This window comes from Acidovorax sp. Root217, from assembly GCF_001428645.1.
Classification (GTDB): domain Bacteria; phylum Pseudomonadota; class Gammaproteobacteria; order Burkholderiales; family Burkholderiaceae_C; genus Acidovorax.
Genome location: NZ_LMIH01000016.1, coordinates 1 through 21,435, shown reverse-complemented (window position 1 = coordinate 21,435; position 21,435 = coordinate 1). Strand labels below are relative to the sequence as shown.

17 protein-coding genes are annotated in these 21,435 nt (G+C 67.0%); 11 read left to right on the top strand and 6 right to left on the bottom strand.

Annotated elements, in window-relative coordinates; genetic code table 11:
- Both ASE31_RS16890 and ASE31_RS16885 read right to left on the bottom strand, forming a co-directional pair.
- A complete protein-coding gene (locus ASE31_RS16890) occupies nucleotides 1–804 on the bottom strand; it encodes an SDR family NAD(P)-dependent oxidoreductase (RefSeq protein ID WP_057202989.1) in 804 nt (267 codons plus the stop codon).
- 43 nt (nucleotides 805–847) lie between these two features.
- Entirely contained in the window at nucleotides 848–1,081 is a 234-nt protein-coding gene (locus ASE31_RS16885) for a hypothetical protein (protein ID WP_057202988.1), read from the bottom strand.
- Nucleotides 1,082–1,189: 108 nt separating this feature from the next.
- On the opposite strand from ASE31_RS16885, the gene ASE31_RS16880 reads away from it, so the two are divergent.
- The 3 genes from ASE31_RS16880 (at nucleotide 1,190) to ASE31_RS16870 (ending at nucleotide 7,144) form a co-directional block, all read left to right on the top strand.
- Nucleotides 1,190–3,472 (top strand): EAL domain-containing protein, encoded by a 2,283-nt coding sequence (locus tag ASE31_RS16880; protein ID WP_082604211.1) that lies wholly within the window; start codon nucleotides 1,190–1,192, stop codon nucleotides 3,470–3,472.
- 94 nt (nucleotides 3,473–3,566) lie between these two features.
- On the top strand, nucleotides 3,567–6,116 hold the full coding sequence (locus ASE31_RS16875; RefSeq protein ID WP_082604210.1) for an EAL domain-containing protein: 2,550 nt from the start codon (nucleotides 3,567–3,569) through the stop codon (nucleotides 6,114–6,116).
- Nucleotides 6,117–6,352: 236 nt separating this feature from the next.
- Nucleotides 6,353–7,144, top strand: a complete 792-nt coding sequence (locus ASE31_RS16870) for an SHOCT domain-containing protein (protein ID WP_057202986.1) — start codon at nucleotides 6,353–6,355, stop codon at nucleotides 7,142–7,144.
- Between the two features lie 36 nt (nucleotides 7,145–7,180).
- On the opposite strand, the gene ASE31_RS16865 is transcribed toward ASE31_RS16870, so the two are convergent.
- Nucleotides 7,181–8,143 carry a DNA-binding protein gene (locus ASE31_RS16865; RefSeq protein WP_235514581.1) on the bottom strand — a complete coding sequence of 321 codons (963 nt, stop codon included), beginning with the start codon at nucleotides 8,141–8,143 and terminating at the stop codon, nucleotides 7,181–7,183.
- Nucleotides 8,144–8,307: 164 nt separating this feature from the next.
- Between ASE31_RS16865 and ASE31_RS16860 the strand changes: the two genes are divergently transcribed.
- Nucleotides 8,308–9,384, top strand: coding sequence for a site-specific integrase (locus tag ASE31_RS16860; RefSeq protein WP_057202984.1), 1,077 nt, complete (start codon nucleotides 8,308–8,310; stop codon nucleotides 9,382–9,384).
- A gap of 18 nt (nucleotides 9,385–9,402) precedes the next feature.
- Here the strand turns inward: ASE31_RS16860 and ASE31_RS16855 are convergent, their stop codons facing one another.
- The 3 genes from ASE31_RS16855 to ASE31_RS16845 are packed head-to-tail and all read right to left on the bottom strand — an operon-like array spanning nucleotide 9,403 to nucleotide 11,983.
- Nucleotides 9,403–10,083: a hypothetical protein gene (locus ASE31_RS16855; protein ID WP_057202983.1), complete on the bottom strand. Its 681-nt coding sequence runs from the start codon at nucleotides 10,081–10,083 to the stop codon at nucleotides 9,403–9,405.
- On the bottom strand, nucleotides 10,080–11,075 hold the full coding sequence (locus ASE31_RS16850) for an SMI1/KNR4 family protein (protein ID WP_057202982.1): 996 nt from the start codon (nucleotides 11,073–11,075) through the stop codon (nucleotides 10,080–10,082). Before ASE31_RS16850 ends, ASE31_RS16855 begins: the two co-directional genes overlap by 4 nt.
- A complete protein-coding gene (locus ASE31_RS16845; protein ID WP_057202981.1) occupies nucleotides 11,072–11,983 on the bottom strand; it encodes a LysR family transcriptional regulator in 912 nt (303 codons plus the stop codon). Before ASE31_RS16845 ends, ASE31_RS16850 begins: the two co-directional genes overlap by 4 nt.
- Nucleotides 11,984–12,096: 113 nt before the next feature.
- On the opposite strand from ASE31_RS16845, the gene ASE31_RS16840 reads away from it, so the two are divergent.
- From ASE31_RS16840 to ASE31_RS16810, 7 genes are all read left to right on the top strand, one after another.
- Entirely contained in the window at nucleotides 12,097–14,220 is a 2,124-nt protein-coding gene (locus tag ASE31_RS16840; protein WP_057203250.1) for a 3-hydroxyacyl-CoA dehydrogenase NAD-binding domain-containing protein, read from the top strand.
- Between the two features lie 151 nt (nucleotides 14,221–14,371).
- Entirely contained in the window at nucleotides 14,372–15,553 is a 1,182-nt protein-coding gene (locus ASE31_RS16835; protein ID WP_057202980.1) for an acetyl-CoA C-acyltransferase, read from the top strand.
- Nucleotides 15,554–15,566: 13 nt separating this feature from the next.
- Nucleotides 15,567–16,775 carry an acyl-CoA dehydrogenase family protein gene (locus ASE31_RS16830; protein ID WP_057202979.1) on the top strand — a complete coding sequence of 403 codons (1,209 nt, stop codon included), beginning with the start codon at nucleotides 15,567–15,569 and terminating at the stop codon, nucleotides 16,773–16,775.
- Between the two features lie 10 nt (nucleotides 16,776–16,785).
- Nucleotides 16,786–17,919: an acyl-CoA dehydrogenase family protein gene (locus ASE31_RS16825; protein ID WP_057202978.1), complete on the top strand. Its 1,134-nt coding sequence runs from the start codon at nucleotides 16,786–16,788 to the stop codon at nucleotides 17,917–17,919.
- Between the two features lie 43 nt (nucleotides 17,920–17,962).
- A complete protein-coding gene (locus tag ASE31_RS16820) occupies nucleotides 17,963–19,198 on the top strand; it encodes a CaiB/BaiF CoA-transferase family protein (RefSeq protein WP_057202977.1) in 1,236 nt (411 codons plus the stop codon).
- 164 nt (nucleotides 19,199–19,362) lie between these two features.
- The gene (locus ASE31_RS16815; RefSeq protein ID WP_057202976.1) at nucleotides 19,363–20,364 is read left to right on the top strand and encodes a tripartite tricarboxylate transporter substrate binding protein; all 1,002 of its coding nucleotides are present in this window, start codon (nucleotides 19,363–19,365) and stop codon (nucleotides 20,362–20,364) included.
- A gap of 7 nt (nucleotides 20,365–20,371) precedes the next feature.
- Nucleotides 20,372–21,346: a nitronate monooxygenase family protein gene (locus ASE31_RS16810; RefSeq protein WP_057202975.1), complete on the top strand. Its 975-nt coding sequence runs from the start codon at nucleotides 20,372–20,374 to the stop codon at nucleotides 21,344–21,346.
- Nucleotides 21,347–21,435: the final 89 nt, after the last annotated feature.

Sequence of the window (21,435 nt, the reverse complement as noted above, 5' to 3'; positions counted from 1 at the left end):
TCAGACCGGGACGGTGTAGTTGAGGGTCATGCGGCCGCCGTCCACGGTGACGATTTCGCCCGTGACGTAGCTCGCCGCATCGCTGGCCAGCCAGGCCACCACGTCGGCGATTTCGGCCGGGTTGCCCAGGCGCTTCATCGGCGTGCGCGACATGATCTTGGCCTTGGCCTCGTCGCTGGTGAGCACGGCCTTGGCGGCCAGCTCGGTGGCGATGGTGCCGGGCGCAACCGCATTCACGCGCACGTTCTTGTCGGCCAGGGCCAGTGCCATCACGCGCGTGAGCTGGTTGATGCCGCCCTTGCTCACGTTGTAGCTGGAGATGCTGGGGATGGTGAGCACGCCGTTGACCGAGCTCATGTTGACGATGGAGCCGCCACCCGAGGCCACCATGGCCCGCGCCACGGCCTGGCCCACCAGGAACGAGCCCTTGAGGTTGACGCGCAGCACGGCGTCGAAGTCTTCCTCGGTCACTTCGAGGAAATCGGCGGCACGGAAGATGCCTGCATTGTTCACCAGCACGTCGATGCGGCCATGGGCCTGCAGCGTGCGCTCCACCAGGGCATCCACCTGGGTCTTGTCGCCCACATCGCAGCGCACATAAAGGGCGCCGAGTTCCTTTGCCAGCGCATGGCCACGGGCGTCGTCCACGTCGGCGATCACCGTGTGGGCGCCCTCGCGGGCAAAGCGCCGCACGCAGGCCTCGCCAATGCCTTGCGCGCCACCGGTGACGATGCAGACGCGGCCCTGGTGGCCGAAGTGGACGGTGGAAGAGGCGATGGGGGAGGGCGCAGTAGGCAATGTCATGCCCGGGATGGTAGCGGTTTGCCTGGCGCGCGGTGGCACTGGCCTACCGGCGTGTTCGCACGCGCCGCTGGGCCTTGGGGGTGACGACCGTGCCGGCCCCCTTGGCGCCGGCCTGTTTCGCGCGGCTGCGCGGCAAGGGTTTGAAGCGGGCGCGCTCCTTGTTAGCCCGGTGGCCGCGCCACAGCCAGGCAAGTGCCAGCATGAGCACCAACGCCCAGGCGGTCACCATCCTGGGGTTGCCGCCCAGCCAGGACACCAAAAAATCGACATACTCCATGGGGCACAAGCTATCACAGCGCGAATTCCCGTCCCATGGGTGTAAACAATCATCAACAAACTGCCCGGCACGCGGGGTTTTGTTGAAACCCTTGGATACACTGCGGTCATGAGCGACCTGACGGCCACCACGACCGAAGCGCCTTCGCACACCAAGGCCTTGCTGCAGCTGTGCAAGCGCCTGGAGCGGGCGTGGAGCCTGCCCGATATCCTGGATGCGGTGTCCCCGGTTGCGGAGCAGGTGCTGGGCTACCCCCATTGCTGGCTGGGCGTGTACGGGCTGAAGCCGGGGTTCGTATCGATCGTGCTGCATTCGAGCCAGATCAGCGACCCGGCCCTCGCCCGGGCCATCGACACCACGGAAATACCCATCGCAGGCGACAGCATGGTCCAGGAGATCATTGCTGCGGACCACGTGGTGGTGGTGGTCGACGCGCGCACCGACCCGCGCACCAACAAGGAGATCGTGGCGGCGCTGGACAACCGCACCATCATCAATGTGCCCCTGATCATGGCGGAGCAGCGGCTCGGTGCCGTGGGCATGGGCACCTACGGCGATGCGGAAGGCGTGCGCCCGCCCTTGCCCTGGCAGATCGACTTCATGCAGGCCATGGCCGCCCATGTGGCGGTGGCCATGGACCGCGTGCGCTTCATGCAGGCCCGCAAGGAGGCCGAGGACGCGCTCTACCATGAGAAGGAGCGCCTGCAGGTCACACTGCACTCGATTGGCGATGCGGTGATATCGACCAATGCGCAGGGGCACCTGCTCTATATCAACCCGGCGGCAGAGATGTTGACCGGCTGGAGCCTGACCGCCGCCGTGGGCAAGCCCTACGGCGAGGTGTTCCGTCTGCTCGCTGCGGATGGATCGACGCAGCCAGCGCCCGACATGGTGGCCAGCACCATTGCGACAGCGCAGGCCCAGCGCCATCCGGAACTGCATTTGCAGACCCTGCACGGTGGCCGGGTGCTGGTGGAGGCGACGGTGTCGCCCATCAAGGATGCGGATGGCGAAGTGCAGGGCGCAGTGCTGGTGTTCCGCGATGTGACCGAGCAGCGCCGCCTGAGCCGCGAGATGGCCTACCAGGCGACCCACGACGAGCTCACGGGGCTGGGCAACCGGCGCGCGTTCGAGCAAGCCCTGGCCCATGCCGTGGAGCTCACGCGCGGCCATGCGCTGCAGCATGTGGTGTGCTACCTGGATCTGGACGAGTTCAAGGTCGTGAACGACACCTGCGGCCATGCGGCAGGCGATGCCATGCTGCGCGAGATCGCCCAGTTGTTTGCCGGCCTGCTGGCCGAGGACGACCTGCTGTGCCGCATCGGCGGGGATGAATTCGGCATCCTGCTGGCCGGCCACAGCGTGGCCGCCGCGCTGCAGGTGGCCGAGCGGCTGCAGCAGCGCCTGGCAGGCTACCACTTCGTGTGGCTGGAGCAGCGCTTTGGCGTCGGCGTCAGCATCGGCATGGTGGCGCTGGACGCGCAGACCGAAAGCGTGGGTGCCCTGCTGCAGGCCGCAGACAGCGCCTGCTACGTGGCCAAGGACGCAGGGCGCAGCCGCATCCACGTGTACGCCATCGATGATCCGGCGCTGGCGCAGCGCTATGGTGTCATGGAGTGGGTGAGCCGCATCGAACATGCCCTGGCGCACGACCATTTCGAGCTGTTTGCGCAGCCCATCGTGCCGCTGCAGGGCGGTGAGTCACAGGGCTTGCACTGCGAAATCCTGCTGCGCATACGCAGCGAACAGGGCGAACTGGTGCTGCCAGGGCTGTTCATGCCGGCCGCCGAGCGCTACCACCTGGCCGCCCGCGTGGACCGCTGGGTCGTCACCCATGCGCTGCGCTGGGTGGTCGCGCAGCAAAGCCGCATCGGGCAGTGCTCGATCAACCTGTCGGGCCAGTCGCTGGGGGATGCGGCCTTCACGGCCTTTGTGCTGCAGGCTTTGGAGAACCCCGAGGTGCCGTGCTCCAAGCTGTGCTTTGAGATCACCGAGACGGCGGCCATCAGCAATCTGCAGACGGCCAGCCACTTCATCGAGACCCTGCGCGGGCGCGGCTGCAAGATCTCGCTCGATGATTTTGGCAGCGGCCTGTCCTCGTTTGCCTACCTGCGCAACCTGCCGGTCGATGTGCTCAAGATCGACGGCCAGTTCGTCAGGGACATCGACCGCGACCCGGTGAGCCTGGCCATGGTCAAATCGATCCACGAGATCGGCTGCCTGATGGGCAAGCGCACCGTGGCCGAGTTTGTCGAGAGCCAGGCCCTGGTGGCCATACTGCAGGACATTGGCGTGCACTACGCCCAGGGCTACGCCGTCGGCTACCCCGTGCCGCTGGCGCAGGTGCTCGAAGGGCACCACGGCACAGCGTCTCACCCGTCCGTGCCGTGATGAAAAACCTCTTGTGAAAGGCCGCTACGCCATGGCACCACGATCGCAGGCACGCGTGTTGCATGCCGCTGCAACGTAACCGGAGCCATTGAGGATGCGTGCCTTCCAGTTGTCTCTGCGGACTGCCATTGCGGTGCCTTTTGCGGCACTGTTTGCGGCCACGGTCGTCTTGCAGGCGGTCACGCAGCACCGGCAGATCAGCCAACTGATCGACCAGGAGAGTGTGCGCGTGCTGGAGGCCCTCACCAGCAACTCGCGTGCGCGCCTGGCGGAGTTTCTGGAAACCCCGTTCCTGATCCAGAGCACGGTGGCCGACGCCATCAGCCGCCATGGCCTGTACCAGGAGGGGAACCTGCGCCCCGTGTACACCCACCTGCGGGGCGTCTTCTCCGACCTGTATGCCGGGCAGCAGCAGATCAGCCTGCTGAGCTTCGGGAGCAGGGCGGGGGAGTACACCGGCATCCGCCGGGAGCCCGGTGAGGGGTTTCGCCTGATCCTCAAGGATGCCACGACGAACGGCATGATGAATGTGTACGAGGACGATACGCTGCGCAAGGTGGCGGCGGCCTTTCCCAACTATGACCCGCGTGTGCGGCCCTGGTATGCACCGGTGGCGGGATCGGGCCAGTCGCGCTGGTCCCCCATCTACACCACGGCGGGCGAGCGGGGCGACATCACCATCTCGGCAGCGACGCCGGTGGTGGCCGAGGGCAGCCTGCTGGGCGTCATGGAGGCCGATGTGCGGCTGGACAGTCTGAACCGCTTTCTGCGCGAGGAGCCTTTGCGCGGGCAGGGGCAGATCTTCATCGTCGATGCGCAGGGCCTGATCGTGGCCCATTCGGAACCGGGTTCCGTGCTCAGCGACCGCCGCAATGCCGCAGGCCAGCGCGAGCGCCTGCGCATCTCGGAAAGCACAAGTGCCCAGATCCGCACGGCCGAGGGCTATTTGCGCGGGGTGCCGGCGGCGGACGGCGCAAGCTTTCACTTCGAGCACCTGGACGCACGCTATTTCGGCCGCGTCACTTCCTATGCGGACCCCCGTGGTATCGACTGGCGCATCGTGGTGCTGCTGCCCGAGTCCGAGCTGCTCGGAGATTCGCGCAGTGCAGGCCAGGGGGCGCTGCTGGCTGCTGGCGCCATTGCCATCATTGGCCTGCTGCTCGGCCTGTGGGTGATCCAGTGGGCGGCGCGGCCCATTCTCAGGACGGCCGAGGCCGCCAACCGGATCGCGCGTGGCGACTGGGACACGGACATCGCTGCCAGCAGTCCCCTGCGGGAGACCACGGTCCTCGTGCTCGCCTTCAATGAGATGGCCCACCGGCTGCAGCGCTCGTTCCAGCAGATGCAGGAACTGCTCACCCACGACAGCCTCACGCAGCTGCTCACGCGCCGGGGATTGCTGGAACAGGTCCAGTGGACGGAACCGAAACGCGCCGTGCTCAGCCTCGTGGGGCTGAACGCCTTCCGCGCCATCAACGACAGCGTGGGCTACGGCACGGGTGACCGGTTGCTGCAGGCCGTCGCCAACCGGCTGCGGGGGCACTTTCCTGCGCCGGTGCTGCTGGCCCGCGTGGGCGGGGACGAGTTCGCCCTTCTGAGCCTGGTGGAGGAAGAGGGGGACCAGTCCGCAGAGCGGTTCGGCAAGGCCGTGCTGGGCCTGTTTGCCACACCGTTCTCGGCCGGGGCCGACGAGGTCATGGTGTACGCATCGGTGGGGCTGGTGGCGGGGCATCTGCGTGGCGAGGGGCTGGCGGAATGGCTGCGCAACGGCAGCATCGCCCTGGGCGAGGCCAAGCGCCATGGCCAGAGCCAGTGGATGGTGTTCGAGCCCGGCATGGCAGACCAGGCGATGGAGCGCACCCGGCTGGCCTCCGAACTGCGGCAGGCCCTGGACAAGGACCAGTTCCTCGTGCACTACCAGCCAGTGATCGACCTCGCCACGGGCCGCGTCACCGGTGCCGAGGCCTTGCTGCGCTGGCGCAGCCCCACGCGCGGCATGGTGCCGCCCGGCGTGTTCATCACCATGGCCGAGGAAAGCGATCTGATACTGGCGCTGGGCGACTGGGTCATGCTGCGCGCCACCCGGGACATTGCGCAGCAATTGCCGCAACTGCCCGAAGACTTCGGTCTGCATGTCAATGTCTCGGCCCGCCAGCTGATCCAGTCGGATTTCGTCGAGCAGGTGCAGCGCACCCTGGAGGCCAGTGGCCTGCCAGCACGGCACCTGACGCTGGAGCTCACCGAATCCGTGCTGATCGAAGGCGACGCCGTGACCCACCAGCAGCTCTCGCGCCTGCGTGCCCTGGGGCTGAAGATCGCCATCGACGACTTTGGCACCGGCTACTCATCGCTGGCGTACCTGAGCCGCTTGCCGTTCGATTGCCTGAAAATCGACCAGACCTTCGTGCGCGACCTGGTCGAGTCGTCCCAGAATGCCGCCATCGTCACGGCCGTACTGCACATGGCCAAGGGCTTTGGCGTGACGGTCGTGGCCGAGGGAGTCGAGACCGAGGCCCAGGCGCGGCGCCTGCTGCAGCTGGGCTGCGCCAGCGCCCAGGGCTACTGGTTCGGCCGCCCGGCGCCGCTGGAGCAGATGAACCTGGCCCAGCGCAGTCTGGACGGCGCGGGCCTGGGGCTGAAGTGAGCCTGTAAGTGAGCCAGCGTAAGGGCGCAGCAGCCCACAGCAGAAGCAGGACGCAGACAGGAATGGGTTGTGGGCAGCAAATATCTGTGACTAGATACGATGTATATTATGTTAAATAAAATGCGGGCCAAACACGGTGGCTGCATCGGCACCTTGCCAAGGACGGGAAAACAAGCTGCACCACTCGCCCCTTCTATACTGGCTGGGTTGACAGTTGAACCCTCATCGAGAACCGTATGGCACCAGAACTCACCGAACAAGGTCAGCAACTTGTCTCCAGGCTGGCTTCGCGCACAGGTTTCAGCCCCGAGGCAGTCACGCAGTTGCTGATGGCCCTGCAGCGAGGCAACGGCGCCATGGCGCAGTTTTCGCATCCCGAGTTTGGCGGCAGCGGCCAGTGGGCGCGCGGCGGCATGGTCATGCTCGGGGACATGTTCAACAATGAATTGAAGGCACGCGTGGATGGGTTGGCCAATGAATTGGCCAGTGCCATCGCCACGGCCCCTGGGCTCGTGCCAACGGGCAGCTTTCAGGCGCAATCCCAGGGTGACGGCGCGGCCGCGTTCGTCCCGTCATCGGCGTTTTTCGTTTCCGATCCGCAGGCCCAGTGGTACCCGGCAGAATTGGGGACGCCGAGCAGCAGTGGCTCTCAGAACAGCACCCGCTACGCGTACTTCGCTGACCAACGCCGCCTTGCGGTGGATGCCGGCGGCGACGTGTCGCTGTATGACACGCTGGACCATCGGATCAGCGGCTTCGGCCAGCAGCATGGTGGCAACTCTGCGCTGACCTTTACCAGCCAGCACGGAACCGTGAACCTCTCGGCCCTGCCGTTGGCCCGCAAGGGTGGTCTGGCGCAGGCTCCGATGGCTGCGGCCAGTGAGGCGCCCCGCGCAGGCGGCGCGTCCCATGGCGCGCAGGCTTCCATATTCGAATCCATCGCGCAGCTGTCTGCGCTCAAGGACAAAGGCATCCTCACCGAGGCGGAATTCGCAGCGAAGAAGGCGGAGCTGCTCGCGCGAATTTGAGCAGCCGCCCAAGGGCTCCCTGGGTGTAGGGCCGTTCTAACTTCTCTTCCTTCTGACCCGAGTTGGTGGTGGTGGCGTCGCCCCCACGGCGGCACCCGTCGGCAACCGGTCCCGCAGTTCGTTGAGCAGTGCGAACATGTCATTGCTGCGTTCATCGAATTTCGCCTGCAAACCCTTCACCTCGTCGCGGGCGGATTGCAGTTCCTGGGACAGGCCCGCTTTATCGATCTGCAGCGCGCCCACATGGGTGTCAAGCTCGCGGGTCCTGTCCATGGCATCGGCCAGGGCTTTGGCGGCCTTCTTGCCGTCACCTTCCAGTTGCAGCGCCAGCCGCTTGGATTCCTGGCGGGCCCGGTCGACCTCGGCATTGAGCCTGCGTTCCTGGGCCTGCGCGCGCTCTTCGAGCCGCGAGCGCTCGGCCTGGTGTTCTGCCTCCTTGGCCTCGTGGCGCCGCCGCTGTGCATCTGCCTCCTGCCGCAGTTGCGCGCCCTCGGAACGCGTGGTGTCCAGCAGCTGTTGGCTGGCCTGCAGTTGCTGCTGCAGTTCCTGGGCCTGGCGCGCCAGCTCGGCGATCTGGGCATCCCGAGCCTGCATGGCCACGGCATAGGCCTCATTGCGGTCATCCAGGCGTTGCTGTTCCCGAGCCAACTCCTCCTGCGCATGGCGCAGTGATTCGGCTTGCGCCTCCAGCGCTGTGCGGGCTTGTGCAAATTGCTCGGCAGCCCTTTCGTCAGCCTGCTGCAGCGCCCTTCCCCACAGAGTCTTCGCCGCCCGGATGACGGGCCCCGGCAAGGGAATCTCGACATCTGCCGGCCCGTTGGCCGAGTCAGCGTGGTCTGCCGGCGCCTGCAGCCGTCCGGCCAGCGAGCCAAACCACCCATCGAGCATGGGCCCCACCGTATTCGGTGAGCCGCGGCCCAGTTGCAGGCGCACCCGCTCGATGGTCGGGCGCTCCCCCAGGGCGAGAACTGCGTCCGCAGCAGCCCACACCTCTTCCATCTGAACGCCGCGCGGGCCCCTCGTACTTTTCGCTTGCATCGCCCGACTCCACTTCCTGAAATTACCCACGATAATAGAAGCTTATCGTGGGTAAAAAGCTAAATTGATAATAAACAATACATCATATGTACGATAAATGCAAAACTTAGGCTGAAGGAACACAAATGCGCTTGCCAGCCCTCAAAACGCATGCCGCGCTGGAGCCCGGCGTGCTCTCGGATATGACCGCGCTTGCCGTCGATCAGCTGATGCGCGAGGGGGAGTCTGCGAACACCCTGGCCAGCTACCGATCGGCCGTGCGCTACTGGGCCGCCTGGTTCAACGTGCGCTATGGCCAGCCGATTACGCTTCCGCTGCCGCCGAGCGCGGTGCTTCAGTTCATCGTTGACCATGCCCAACGGACGACTGCCGAAGGGCTGGCCCACGAGCTGCCGCAGGCCATCGATGCGGTGCTTGTCGACGCAGGCTTCAAGGGCAAGCCGGGGCCCATGGCGCTCAGCACCCTGGTGCACCGCGTGTCGGTGCTGTCCAAGGCCCACCAGGTGCGGGACATGAAGAACCCCTGCCAGGATGCCCAGGTGCGTGAGCTGCTGTCGAAGACGCGCCGCGCCTACGCCAAGCGGGGAGCCTTGCCCCAGAAAAAGAATGCACTCACCAAGGACCCGCTGATGGCGATCCTGGCGACCTGCGATGCCACCACCCTCAAAGGACTGCGCGATCGCGCCCTGCTGCTGTTTGCCTTTGCCAGCGGTGGTCGGCGGCGCTCGGAGGTCGCGTCGGCGCAAATGAGGCATCTACAGCGAAGCGGGCCCACTTCGTTCGTCTACACCCTCGCCCACTCCAAGACCAACCAGACCGGTTCAGACCGGCCGGAGAACCACAAACCCATCCAGGGGATGGCGGGCGAGGCTTTGCAGGCATGGTTGGAGGCCACGGGCATCACCGAGGGGCCCATTTTCAGGCGCGTGCGAAAAGGCGGCAGGCTCGGTGAGGCACTGTCGGCCGCCGCCGTGCGTGACATCGTTCAGGAGCGTGCCCGGGCGGCCGGGCTGCCCGATGTGTTTTCAGCGCACTCGCTTCGCTCCGGCTTCGTGACCGAGGCCGCCACCCAGAAAGTCCCCATGGCCGACACGATGGCCATGACGGGCCATCGGAGCGTGGCAAGCCTGCTGGGGTATTTCCGGGTTTCGGACGCCAGCCAGGCGGCGAGGCTGCTGGAAGAAGAAGGCCCCCAGGCTTGATGCGGGCGACGACCAGCGCTACGGAAGATCCTGCGCGCGTGCGCCCAGGCGCAGGCTGGCGCAGAAGGCCGAGAACTCGCCCGTGTCGTCGATGGGCGGGTTTTGCAATTGCACGAAGAGATCGGGTGCGAGCGGCACCAGCGTGACATCGGTGCCCCCCGAGCCGGCATAGATTTCGGTGTAGTTCTTGGTGCGTGTTCGCCCCCAGAACACGCGCATGACAGTTTCGCCCTTCCATGCGGGCCTGCCGCAAAAGTCGGCGGCTGTCGCGGGCTGGTCGCCGGCCTGTGCGTTCGGCACCATCCAGCGGCCGTCCTCTGCAAGCGTGAACGAGTCCAGCAGCGCAGTGCCCCCAGGCCGTGTGCGCGCCACCTGCACGCTGGGCGACGCGGGGCCGGCATCGACCATCCAGTCGCACACCTTGTAGGGTGGCTGGCCGCCCTCTTCCCTGCCCTTGCATTCGCCGCGCGGCGCAGGCTCGGGCCGGATCTTGACGATGTAGAACGCACAGGCGCGGCCATCGCGCTCATCTGCGGAGCGCTTGGGCCGCGTGATCCTGTAGCCGGTCGGCAGGTCAAATTCAAGCCCGCAGGCCGCGACGTGGACGGTGGCCGCTGGCTCGGCATGGGCGCAAGAATGGAAGGAGACGCAGGCCAGCATTGCGGAGAATGCCAGGGTGGTGCGCGTGGGGCCCATCATGCGGTCTCCTGGCGGCCATCGACGAGTTGCTGCAGCAGCGCAGCCCGGAAATCCGCACTGAAGTGCCACTGCCCCTCGGTCTGCACCAGCTCGCCGGTGCCCACGCGCGCCTGGAACCAGTCCTCCACGAAGCCCGGTGCCCAGCCACCGGTGCCAAAATGCGCGCCGCCCACCATCGCGATGACGCCGGGGTAAGACTGCAGGAACCCCTCCATCGACCGCACCGGCCGGCTGTGGCTGAGCAGCAGGAATTGCGCGGCGTACAGCAGGTGAGAGTTCGCGTCCGCATGCAGTGCGAAGTACCCTTTGTCCTCCACGACGGCCTCGGCCAGGCGGCGGATGGCCGCGGGCATGCGCGGGTCGGGCCACTGCTCGCACAGCTTGTGCAGCCGCGAGTTGAAAGGCGCGCTGCGGACATGCGCCAGCGCGTCGTTCTTCACCTCCTCGGGGTCGTCTTCGTATTCGGATTCATGCACGAGGCCGCGCACGAAGGTTTCGAAATCCGGCGCGAGCGGCGTGATACGGTAGTCATCTTCCTGGTCGACATGTACCACCGAGGGCTCGCCGGACGGCCCGCAGGCACGGTAGTCGAGCGCGATCATGTCGTGCCCGGCAGAGGGGCAGTCGCCGAAGTAGACACCGATGTCCGGGTAGTCCCACTCTTCGATCTTGAAGCGGCTGCCCAGGCCGCCGCACAGGGTCCACTGCTGTGCGAAGCCAATGCCCTTGAAGGCGCTGATCGCTACATGGTCCTCGGCCCAGGAGGTTGGCGTTTGGGTGGGAAAGCACCCACGGGCGGGAATGCCGCCGTTTTGCGACAGCATGAGTGCGATGTAGCTCGCCGGGAGCCGATAGCCCAATTGTGCCTCGACGGCGGCAATGGTCTCTGGCGTGGGCGGTGGCTCCACATACTCCTTGCGCGCATAGTCGCTGTCTTCCCAGAAGCCGGGCAGATCGAAACCCGAAAACGGCGTTGCCTTGGTGCTATTCATGCGCCTTCCCCCTCTTCCCCTTGCGCGGCACGCGCCTTGTCGAGCAAAAATTCGATGCACAGGCGCACGGCGCGCGTCTGGTGGCGGTTGGGCATGTACAGGAGGTGCATGCGGGTGCCGAAGATGCTCAGGCGGTAGTCGTCCAGCGTGCTCAGCACTTCGCCGGATTCGATGGCGTCCTTCACCACATAGTCGGGCACCAGGCCCACGCCCAGGCCCGCGAGAATGCCCTGGCGCAGAAACGGAAAATGCTCCGAGATCAGCGTGGGCTCCAGCAGCAGCTCCTGGCGCTCTTCGCCCTGGTAGGCACTCAGGCGCAACTGGCGCCCCGTCACGCCGGCGGTGATGAGCGGCGCGCTGCGCAACTCCAGCAGCGTCTGGGGCAGGCCGTGCTCCTGCGCAAAGGCGCGCGAGGCGCAGGCGATGTAGCGCACCGTACCCAGGCTGCGCGCCACCAGGGACAGCGGCGGCTCCTGGATCACGCGGATGGCGATGTCCACCTCATCACGCAGGTTGTCGGCGCGGTTCTCGAACAACACGTCCAGCACGATACCGGGGTACAGGCGCTTGAACTCGATCAGCCAGTCGCTCATCACGATCTGCCCGTAGCCGCTGGGCACGCTGATGCCCACGCGCCCCTGCAGGCCTTGCCCCAGGGTGGCAATGGTCTCGCGCGCCGCCAGCATCTCGTTCTGGATGCTGCGGCCGTGCTCGTACAGGCGCAGCCCCACCTCGGTCGGTTCCACCCGGCGTGTGGTGCGCCGCACCAGCTGCACGCCCACGGACTTTTCGAGCTGGGTCAGGTGGTAGCTGACATTGGCGCGGGACACCTTGAGCTTGCGCGCGGCCTGGCTCAGGTTGCCGCTGTCGATGATTTCGACCAGCAAGGCCAAAGAATGGGAGTCCATCGGTCGATTGTTTCAAAAATTTTGACAGTCTGTCAATTCAAGCTGGGATTGTTATAAATCATTGTCACCGCAAGAATCCCGGTTTCCTAAAAGCCCATAGAGGAGACATGCGCGTGACCCTTCCAGCCCCTGCTTCTGTCGTTCGGTGGACCCCACAAGAGGGCGTGCTGCTGGTCAGTGTGGACAACCCGCCGGTGAATGCCCTGGGGGCTGCCGTGCGCCAGGGCTTGCTGGCGGCGATCACAGCGGCCGAGGCCGATGCCGGCATCAAGGCGGTGCTCATCATGGGCGAAGGCAGGGCCTTCATCGCCGGGGCCGACATCCGCGAGTTCGGCAAGCCGCCGGTGCCGCCCGCCCTGCCCGAGGTCTGCCAGGCCATCGAGGCCTGCAGCAAGCCGGTGGTGGCCGCCATCCATGGTGCGGCACTGGGCGGGGGCCTGGAAGTGGCCCTGTCGGCCCATTACCGGCTGGCGCTGCCGGGGGCCCAACTGGGCCTGCCCGAGGTGTTGCTGGGCTTGCTGCCCGGCTCCGGCGGCACGCAGCGCGCACCGCGCCTCATGGGCGTGAAGGCCGCCACCGAACTCATGCTCAGCGGCAAGCACCTCAACGCCCAGGCGGCGCTGGCGGCAGGCCTGGTGGATGCGGTGGCCGAGGGCAGCGACCCCGTGGCCGCCGGCCTGGCCCATGTGCGCGAGCTGCTGGCTCGCCAGGCACCGGTGCGCCCCACCAGCGCCCTGCCCGGCCGCCTGGCCGACAAGGCCACCGCCCAGGCCGAACTCGATGCCCTCCGGGCCGACACCGCCAAGGCCGCGCGCGGCCTGTTCTCGCCGCTGAAGATCATCGACTGCGTGCAGGCCGCGCTGGACCTGCCTTTTGACCAAGGCATGCAGTTCGAGCGCGCCCAGTTCCTCGCCTGCCTGGAGAGCCCGCAGCGCGCCGGCCTGATCCACGCCTTCTTTGCCGAGCGCGAGGTCGCCAAGGTGCCCGAGGCCAAGGCCGCCGCGCCGCGCCCCATCACCTCCATTGCCGTGATCGGCGGGGGCACCATGGGCGCCGGTATCACCGTCTCGGCGCTGGACGCCGGCCTGCCCGTGACCATGATCGAGCGCGACGCGGAATCGATCGCGCGCGGCCGGGCCCATGTGGAAAAGGTCTACGACGCCCTGGTGGCCAAGGGCCGCATGAGCGCCGAGGCCAAGGCCGCCACCCTGGCGCGCTACAGCGGCAGCACGCGCTACGAGGACATTGCGAGCGCCGACCTGGTGATCGAGGCGGTTTTCGAAGACATCGAGGTCAAGAAAGCCGTGTTCCGCGAGCTCGACCGCGTCTGCAAGCCCGGTGCCGTGCTGGCCACCAACACCTCCTACCTCGACATCGACGCCATCGCGGCGGCCACGGCGCGCCCGCAGGACGTGATTGGCCTGCACTTCTTCAGCCCCGCCAACATCATGAAGCTGCTGGAGATCGTGGTGCCCGGCCAGGTCAGCGCCGACGTGGTGGCCACCGCCTTCGCGCTGGCCAAACGGCTCAAGAAGGTGCCGGTGCGTGCCGGCGTGTGCGACGGCTTCATCGGCAACCGCATCCTGGCCGTGTACAAGCAGGCGGCCGATTACCTGATGGAAGACGGCGCCAGCCCCTACGAGATCGACGCCGCCGTGCGCGCCTTCGGCTACCCCATGGGCCCCTTCCAGGTGACCGACCTGGCCGGTGGCGACATCGGCTGGGCCACGCGCAAGCGCCGCGCCGCCACGCGCGACCCGAAGGCGCGCTATGTGGAGATCGCCGACCGCATCTGCGAACGCGGCTGGTTCGGCCAGAAGACCGGCCGGGGCTTTTATCTCTACCCCGAGGGCGCCCGCTTGGGCCAGCCCGATCCGGAGGTGCTGGCCATCGTCGACGCCGAGCGCGCCAGGAAGGGCGTGGTGCCGCGCCCGTTCAGCGCCGACGAGATCATGCGCCGCTACATGGCCGCCATGGTCAACGAAGGTGCCAAGGTGGTGGCCGAGGGCATTGCCCTGCGCCCGCTGGATGTGGATGTGACCTTTCTGTCCGGCTACGGTTTTCCGCGCTTTCGCGGCGGCCCCATGAAGTGGGCGGACATGCAGGGCCTGCCACAGGTGCTGGCCGACATCCGCGAATTCGCCAAGGACGACCCCCTGTTCTGGAAGCCCGCCGCCCTGCTGGAGCAGTTGGTGGCCCAGGGCCGCAATTTCGACAGCCTGAACCAAACCGCCTGAGAACAGCTGACAAAACTCTTCTGGCGTCGTTGCTGTGCCTTGTCGTACTAACGTACTGCCTGCGGCCCAGCGCCTAGCCAGAACCGCTACGCTGAGTTTTGTCAGCCGCTCGAAGTCACCACCAAACTAACAGAGACAGGAGACACCCACCATGCGCGAAGCCGTCATCGTTTCCACTGCCCGCACCCCGCTGGCCAAGTCGCACCGCGGCGAATTCAATGCCACGCCAGCCGCTCAGCTGGCCGCGTTCTCCCTCACGGCGGCCGTCGAGCGTTCGGGCGTGGACCCCGCCATGTTCGAGGACTTCATCCTGGGCTGCGGCAACCCCGACGGCTTCCAGGGCCGCAACCTGGGCCGCCAGACCGTGCTGCGCGCCGGGCTGCCGCTGTCGGTGGCGGGCACCACGGTCACGCGCTTTTGCGCTTCGGGCCTGCAGTCCATCGCCATTGCGGCGGGCCGCATCGTGGCCGAAGGCGTGCCGGCGATGCTTGCCGGTGGCGTGGAAACCATCTCGGGCATGCGCCCGGGCAACAACCTGCCCACCGACATGGACCCCTGGCTGGTGGAGCACAAGCCGGCCCTGTACATGGCCATGATCGACACCGCCGACGTGGTGGCCCACCGCTACGGCATCTCGCGCGAGGATCAGGACGCCTTCTCGCTGCAAAGCCAGCAGCGCACGGCGGCCGCGCAGGCTGCGGGCCTTTTCGACGATGAAATCATCCCCTGCGCCACGCGCATGGCCGAAAAGAACAAGGACACCGGCGAAGTCACGTACCGCGAGGTGGTGGCCACGCGCGACACCTGCAACCGCCCCGGCACCACGCTCGAAGGCCTGCTGGCGCTCGAACCCGTCAAGGGCCCCGGCCAGTCCGTCACGGCCGGCAATGCCTCGCAGCTGTCCGATGGCTCCTCGGCCTGCGTGCTGATGGAGGCCAAGGAGGCCGAGCGCCTGGGCCTGCAGCCGCTGGGCGCCTTCCGCGGCATGGCCGTGGCCGGCTGCGAGCCCGATGAAATGGGCATTGGCCCGGTGTTCGCCGTGCCCAAGCTGCTGGCACGCCATGGCCTCACGGTCGAGGACATCGGCCTGTGGGAGCTCAACGAGGCCTTCGCCTCGCAGGCCCTGTACTGCCAGCGCCGGCTGGACATCCCCATGGAGCGGCTGAACGTCAACGGCGGCGCCATCTCCATCGGCCACCCCTTCGGCATGACGGGCGCACGCCTGGCAGGCCACATCCTGCTCGAAGGCCGGCGCCGTAAGGCGAAATGGGGCGTGGTGACAATGTGCATCGCCGGCGGCATGGGCGCCGCCGGGCTGTTTGAAATATTCTGAAGCAAGGCACGACATGGATCTGCAATTCACCCCTGAGGAACAGGCCTTCCGCGAGGAAGTGCAGGCCTTTCTGAAAGACAAGCTGCCGGCGGCCCTGGCGCACAATGTCAAGGCCGGGCAGCGCCTGACCAAGGCCGACCAGGAGGGGTGGCATGCCATCCTCAACGCACGCGGCTGGTTGGCCAACCACTGGCCCGTTCAGTACGGCGGCCCCGGCTGGGGTGCGGTGCAGAAGTTCATCTTCGACACCGAGTGCGCCGTCGCGGGCGGGCCGCGCATCGTGCCGTTCGGACTCAACATGCTGGGCCCGGTGCTGATCAAATACGGCAACGAGGCGCAAAAGCAGTACTGGCTGCCGCGCATCCTCGATGGCTCCGACTGGTGGTGCCAGGGCTACTCCGAGCCCGGTGCGGGCTCGGACCTGGCCTCGGTGAAGACCACGGCCGTGCGCGGCGTGGATGGCGAGGGCGAGCACTACATCGTCAATGGCCAGAAGACCTGGACCACCCAGGGCCAGCACGCCAACATGATCTTTTGCCTGGTGCGCACCGACCGCGAGGCCAAGGCCCAGGCGGCCATCAGCTTTCTGCTGGTGGACATGGACACCCCGGGCGTGGAGGTGCGCCCCATCCGCACGCTCGATGGCGACAGCGAGGTCAACGAGGTGTTCTTCACCGACGTGCGCGTGCCGGCCCAGAACCTGGTGGGCGAAGAGAACAAAGGCTGGACCTACGCCAAGTACCTGCTGACCTACGAGCGCACCGGCATCGCCGGCGTGGGCTTCTCGGTGGCCGCACTCGAAAAGCTCAAGGTCATTGCCGCCAAGGTGCAGCGCAATGGTCGCCCGCTGGACCAGGACCCGCAGTTCGCCACCCGCATGGCCCGGGTCGAGATCGACCTGGAGAACATGAAGACCACCAACCTGCGCGTGATCGCGGCCGTGGCCGGCGGCGGCGTGCCGGGGGCAGAGAGCTCCATGCTCAAGATCCGCGGCACCGAGATCCGCCAGGAGATCCTGTCGCTGATCCGCCGCGCGATGGGGCCCCATGCCCTGCCCTACATCGAGGAAGCGCAGTACCAGGACCTGGCCGACGCATCCGCAGGCCCCGCCGAGGCGGCCACGGTGGCGGCGAACTATTTCAACTACCGCAAGCTGTCGATCTTCGGCGGCTCCAACGAAATCCAGAAGAACATCATCTCCAAGATGATCCTGGGCCTGTGAGGCTGATGCGATGAACTTTGAACACACCGAAGACCGCCGCATGCTGGCGGACACGCTGGACCGCTTCGTGGCCGGGCAGTGCCCCATGGAGACCCGCAACGCCATTGCCTATGGCGCGACCGGCATGTCGGGCGCCCTGTGGGGCCAGTTTGCCGAGCTCGGCGCCATCGGCGCCCTCTTCCCTGAGGCCGATGGCGGCTTTGGCGGTGCCGGTTTCGATATCGCCGTGGTTTTCGAGGCCCTGGGTCGTGGCTTGGTGGTCGAGCCCTTTCTGGGTGCCCTGGTGGTGGGCCGCGCCCTGAGTGCCGCTGGCACGCCCGCGCAGAAGGAGCGCATCGCCAGCCTGATCGACGGCAGCACCGTGGCCGCGCTGGCGCACGACGAACCGGGCAGCCACTACGAACTGGCGCGCGTGGCCACGCAGGCGGTGCGCAATGGCCAGGGCTGGGCACTTTCGGGCGCCAAGGCCGTGGTGCTGCAGGGTGGAGCGGCGCAGCTGCTGCTGGTATCGGCCCGCACTGCGGGCGCGGTGGACAGCGAGGACGGCATTTCGCTGTTCCTCGTGCCCGCCGATGCACCGGGCGTGGTGCGCCGGGGCTATGGCCGTATCGACGGCGGGGGCGCAGCCGACATCACCTTCAACGGCGCGCAGGTGAGTGCGGACGCCCTGCTGGGCGCCGAGGGCCAGGGCTTTGCCACGCTGGAGCTGGCCGTGGGCTGGGGCGTGCTGGCGCTGTGTGCCGAGGCATTGGGCGCGATGGAAGTGGCCAAGAAGGACACACTCGAATACCTGCAGACGCGCAAGCAGTTCGGCGTGCCGATCGGCAGCTTCCAGGCGCTGCAACACCGCATGGCCGACCTGCTGCTGGAGGTGGAGCAGTCGCGCTCGGCCGTCATCAACGCCGCTGCGGCCATGGACGGCGAGCGAGTGGTGCGCGAGCGCGCGCTGTCGGCCGCCAAGTTCACCATCGGCCGCATCGGCACCCTGGTGTCCGAAGAGAGCATCCAGATGCACGGCGGCATCGGCATGACCTGGGAGCTGCCGCTGTCGCACTATGCGAAGCGGCTGGTGATGATCGACCACCAGCTGGGTGACGAAGACCACCACCTGGCGCGCTACATGGCACTGGGCCAGCACAGCTGATACCGGGCCTGAATATTCCGGGACACCCCAAGGAGACTGAACCATGACCAACCAACAACCGTCCCAGGAAATTGACCTGCCCCTCGAAGGGGTGCGCGTGCTGGACTTGTCGCGCGTCTTTGCCGGGCCGCTGTGCGGCCAGGTGCTGGCCGACTTCGGCGCAGAAGTCATCAAGGTCGAGCACCCGGGCCGCGGCGACGACACGCGCGACTGGGGCATGCGCATCGGCAAGACCGAGACCACCTACTACAACAGCATGAACCGCAACAAGCGGTCGATCACGCTGGACCTGCAAAGCCCGGAGGGCCTGCAGATCGTGCACGACCTGCTGCCGCAGTGTGACGTGGTGATCCACAACTTCAAGACCGGCGGCGCCGAGAAGCTGGGCCTGGGCTACGAACAGCTCAAGACCATCCGGCCCGACCTCATCTACTGCGCCGTGGCCGGCTACGACGCGAGCGGCCCCGAGGCCAAACGCCCCGGCTACGACCTGGTGATCCAGGGCGAGGCCGGCCTCATGGCGCTGAACGGCGAAGCCGAGCAGCCGCCCCTGAAGTTCGGCGTGGCGGTGGTGGACCTGGTGACCGGCATGCATGCGGCCCAGGCCGTGCTGGCCGCCCTGTTCCGCCGCGAGCGCACGGGCAAGGGCCGGCTCATCGAGATGGCGCTGTACGACTGCGGCATCATGGTCACGGGCTACTACGGGCTCGATGCACTGCAGTTGGGCCGGGACCCCGCGCGCTACGGCAACGCACACCCTTCCATCGTGCCCTACGGCATGTTCGAGGCGGCGGACGGCCCGCTGATCATCGCGGTGGGCAACAACGCGCAGTTCGACAAGTTCTGCCGCCAGGTCATCGGGCGGCCGGACATCGTCGAAGACCCGCGCTTTGCCACCAATGTGGAGCGCGCCAAGAACCGCCCCGCACTGGTGCCGCTGCTAAACGCCATGATCCACTCGTTCAAGCGCGACGTGCTGATCGAGCGCATGACGGTGGCCGGCATCCCTTGCGGCAGGGTTGCAGGCCTGCACGAGGCCTTGACCAGCGAGCGCACGCGCGCGAGCGGCCTGGTGCACGACATGCCCCACCCCGTGACGGGCACGACGCCGGTGTTCGCACCGCCCTACCGCCTGGACGGGCAGCGCCTGCCCTTGCGCAATGCCCCGCCCACGCTGGGCGAAGGCACGCGCGAGGTGCTGCACCGGCTGCTTGCCCTGAACGACGAGCAATTGCAGCAGTTGCAGCAGCGCGGCGTGCTGACCTTGCCCGAAGCCTGAGATGAACACCCCCTGAGTCGCTTCGCGCCTTCCCCCTCTCTCGTATTGCTGCGCAATACGGGAGGGGGACGCCCCCAGTGCGGCGGGGCGGCCCTTGCACGGGGGCGCTGGCCTGGGGCGCGCCAGTTTCCACCCACCGACATCCACAACACCGAGACAAGACCATGACAACGCATTTGAATCGCCGCACCGCTTTGCAGGGCCTGGCCGCACTGGGCAGCGCGGGCCTGCTGGGCACCAGCCTGGCCCAGAGCACCAAGGACGCCTGGCCCGCCAGCCTCATCAAGCTGATCGTGCCCTTCCCCGCGGGCGGCCCCACCGACACGGCCTCTCGCATCGTCGGGCAGAAGCTGGCCGAGCGCCTCAAGCAGGCCGTGGTGGTGGAAAACCGCCCCGGGGCCTCAGGCTCGATCGCTGCGCTGCAGGTGATGAAGGCCGAACCCGATGGCTACACGCTGATGATGCTGGCCACCCCCACCCTGCTGGCGCCCCACCTGTACAAGAAGGCGGGCTACGACACGGTGAAGGATTTCGCCCCCGTGGCCACAGTGTACGACCTGCCCATCGTCGTGGTGGTCAACCCCACGCAGCTGCCGGACGTGACCGACCTGCGCAAGCTCATCGCCAACGCCAAGGCGCAGAAGAACCCGCTCAACTACACCAGCTCCGGCGCGGGCAGCTTCGGCCACCTGAGCATGGAGCTGCTCAAGCAGATGGGCGGCTTCGACATGCAGCACGTGCCCTACAAGGGCGGCGTGCCGGCCATCACCGACACCATCGGCGGCCAGGTGCCGGTGATGTATGCCGACCTGGTAGCCGCCCTGCCCCACATCAAGGCCGGCAAGCTGCGCGCCATCGCCGTGGGGTCGCCCCAGCGCGTGGCCATGCTGCCCGACGTGCCGACCATCGCCGAGCAGGGCTTCAAGGGCTATGACGCGGTATCCTGGGGCGGGCTGCTGGCCCCCGCAGGCACGCCCAAGGCCGTGGTGGATCGCATCGCCAGCGAGGTCCGGCAGATCCTGGCCGAGAAGGAAACCCAGGAGAAGCTGCTGCACGCGGGGGCCATTGCCCGCTTCCAGGATCCGGCGCAGATGGGCCAGCACCTGCAGCAGGACTATGCCAAGTGGGGCCAGCTGATCCGCGACAAATCCATCGCCTCGGAGTGAACCGGCCATGAAGACACGCATCACCGAACTCTTCGGCATACAGCACCCGATCATCCAGGGCGGCATGCACCACGTGGGCCTGGCCGAACTGGCGTCGGCGGTCTCCAACGCAGGCGGCCTGGGCATGGTCACGGGGCTGACGCAGCGCACGCCCGAGCTGCTGGCCCGCGAGATCGCGCGCTGCCGCGGCATGACCGACAAGCCCTTCGGCGTGAACCTCACCTTTCTGCCCTCGGTCAATCCGCCCGACTTTCCGGGCTACGTGAAGGCCATCATTGACGGCGGCGTGAAAGTGGTCGAGACCGCGGGCAACAACCCGCAGAAATGGCTGCCGGCGCTCAAGGAAGCCGGCATCAAGGTCATCCACAAGTGCACCTCGGTGCGCCATGCGCTCAAGGCCCAGGCCATCGGCTGCGACGCGATCAGCGTGGACGGCTTCGAGTGCGGCGGCCACCCGGGCGAGGACGACGTGCCCAACTTCATCCTGCTGCCGCGGGCCGCGGAAGAGCTGAGCATCCCCTTCGTCGCTTCGGGCGGCATGGCCGATGGCCGCTCGCTCGTGGCCGCGCTGGCGCTGGGCGCCGAGGGCATGAACATGGGCACGCGCTTCATCGCCACACAGGAGGCGCCGGTGCACGAGAACGTCAAGCGTGCCATCGTCGCGGCCAGCGAGCTCGATACGCGCCTGGTCATGCGCCCGCTTCGCAACACCGAGCGGGTGCTGAGCAACGCCGCCGTGGAGCGGCTGCTGCTCAAGGAGCGCGAGCTGGGCGCGGCGATCACCTTCGAAGACATCCTGCCCGAAGTCGCCGGTGTCTACCCGCGCATCATGCAAAGCGGCGAGATGGATGCGGGCGCCTGGTCCTGCGGCATGGTCGCCGGCCTGATCCACGACGTGCCGACGGTGCAGCAGCTGATCGAGCGGACCATGGCCGAGGCCCATGCCCTCATCCACGAACGCCTGGCAGGCCTGGCCCGCTGAGCTTTCCACCCACTCCAGAAAGAATTCCATGAAAGCAATCGTCGCCGTCAAGCGCGTGGTGGACTACAACGTCAAAGTCCGAGTCAAGT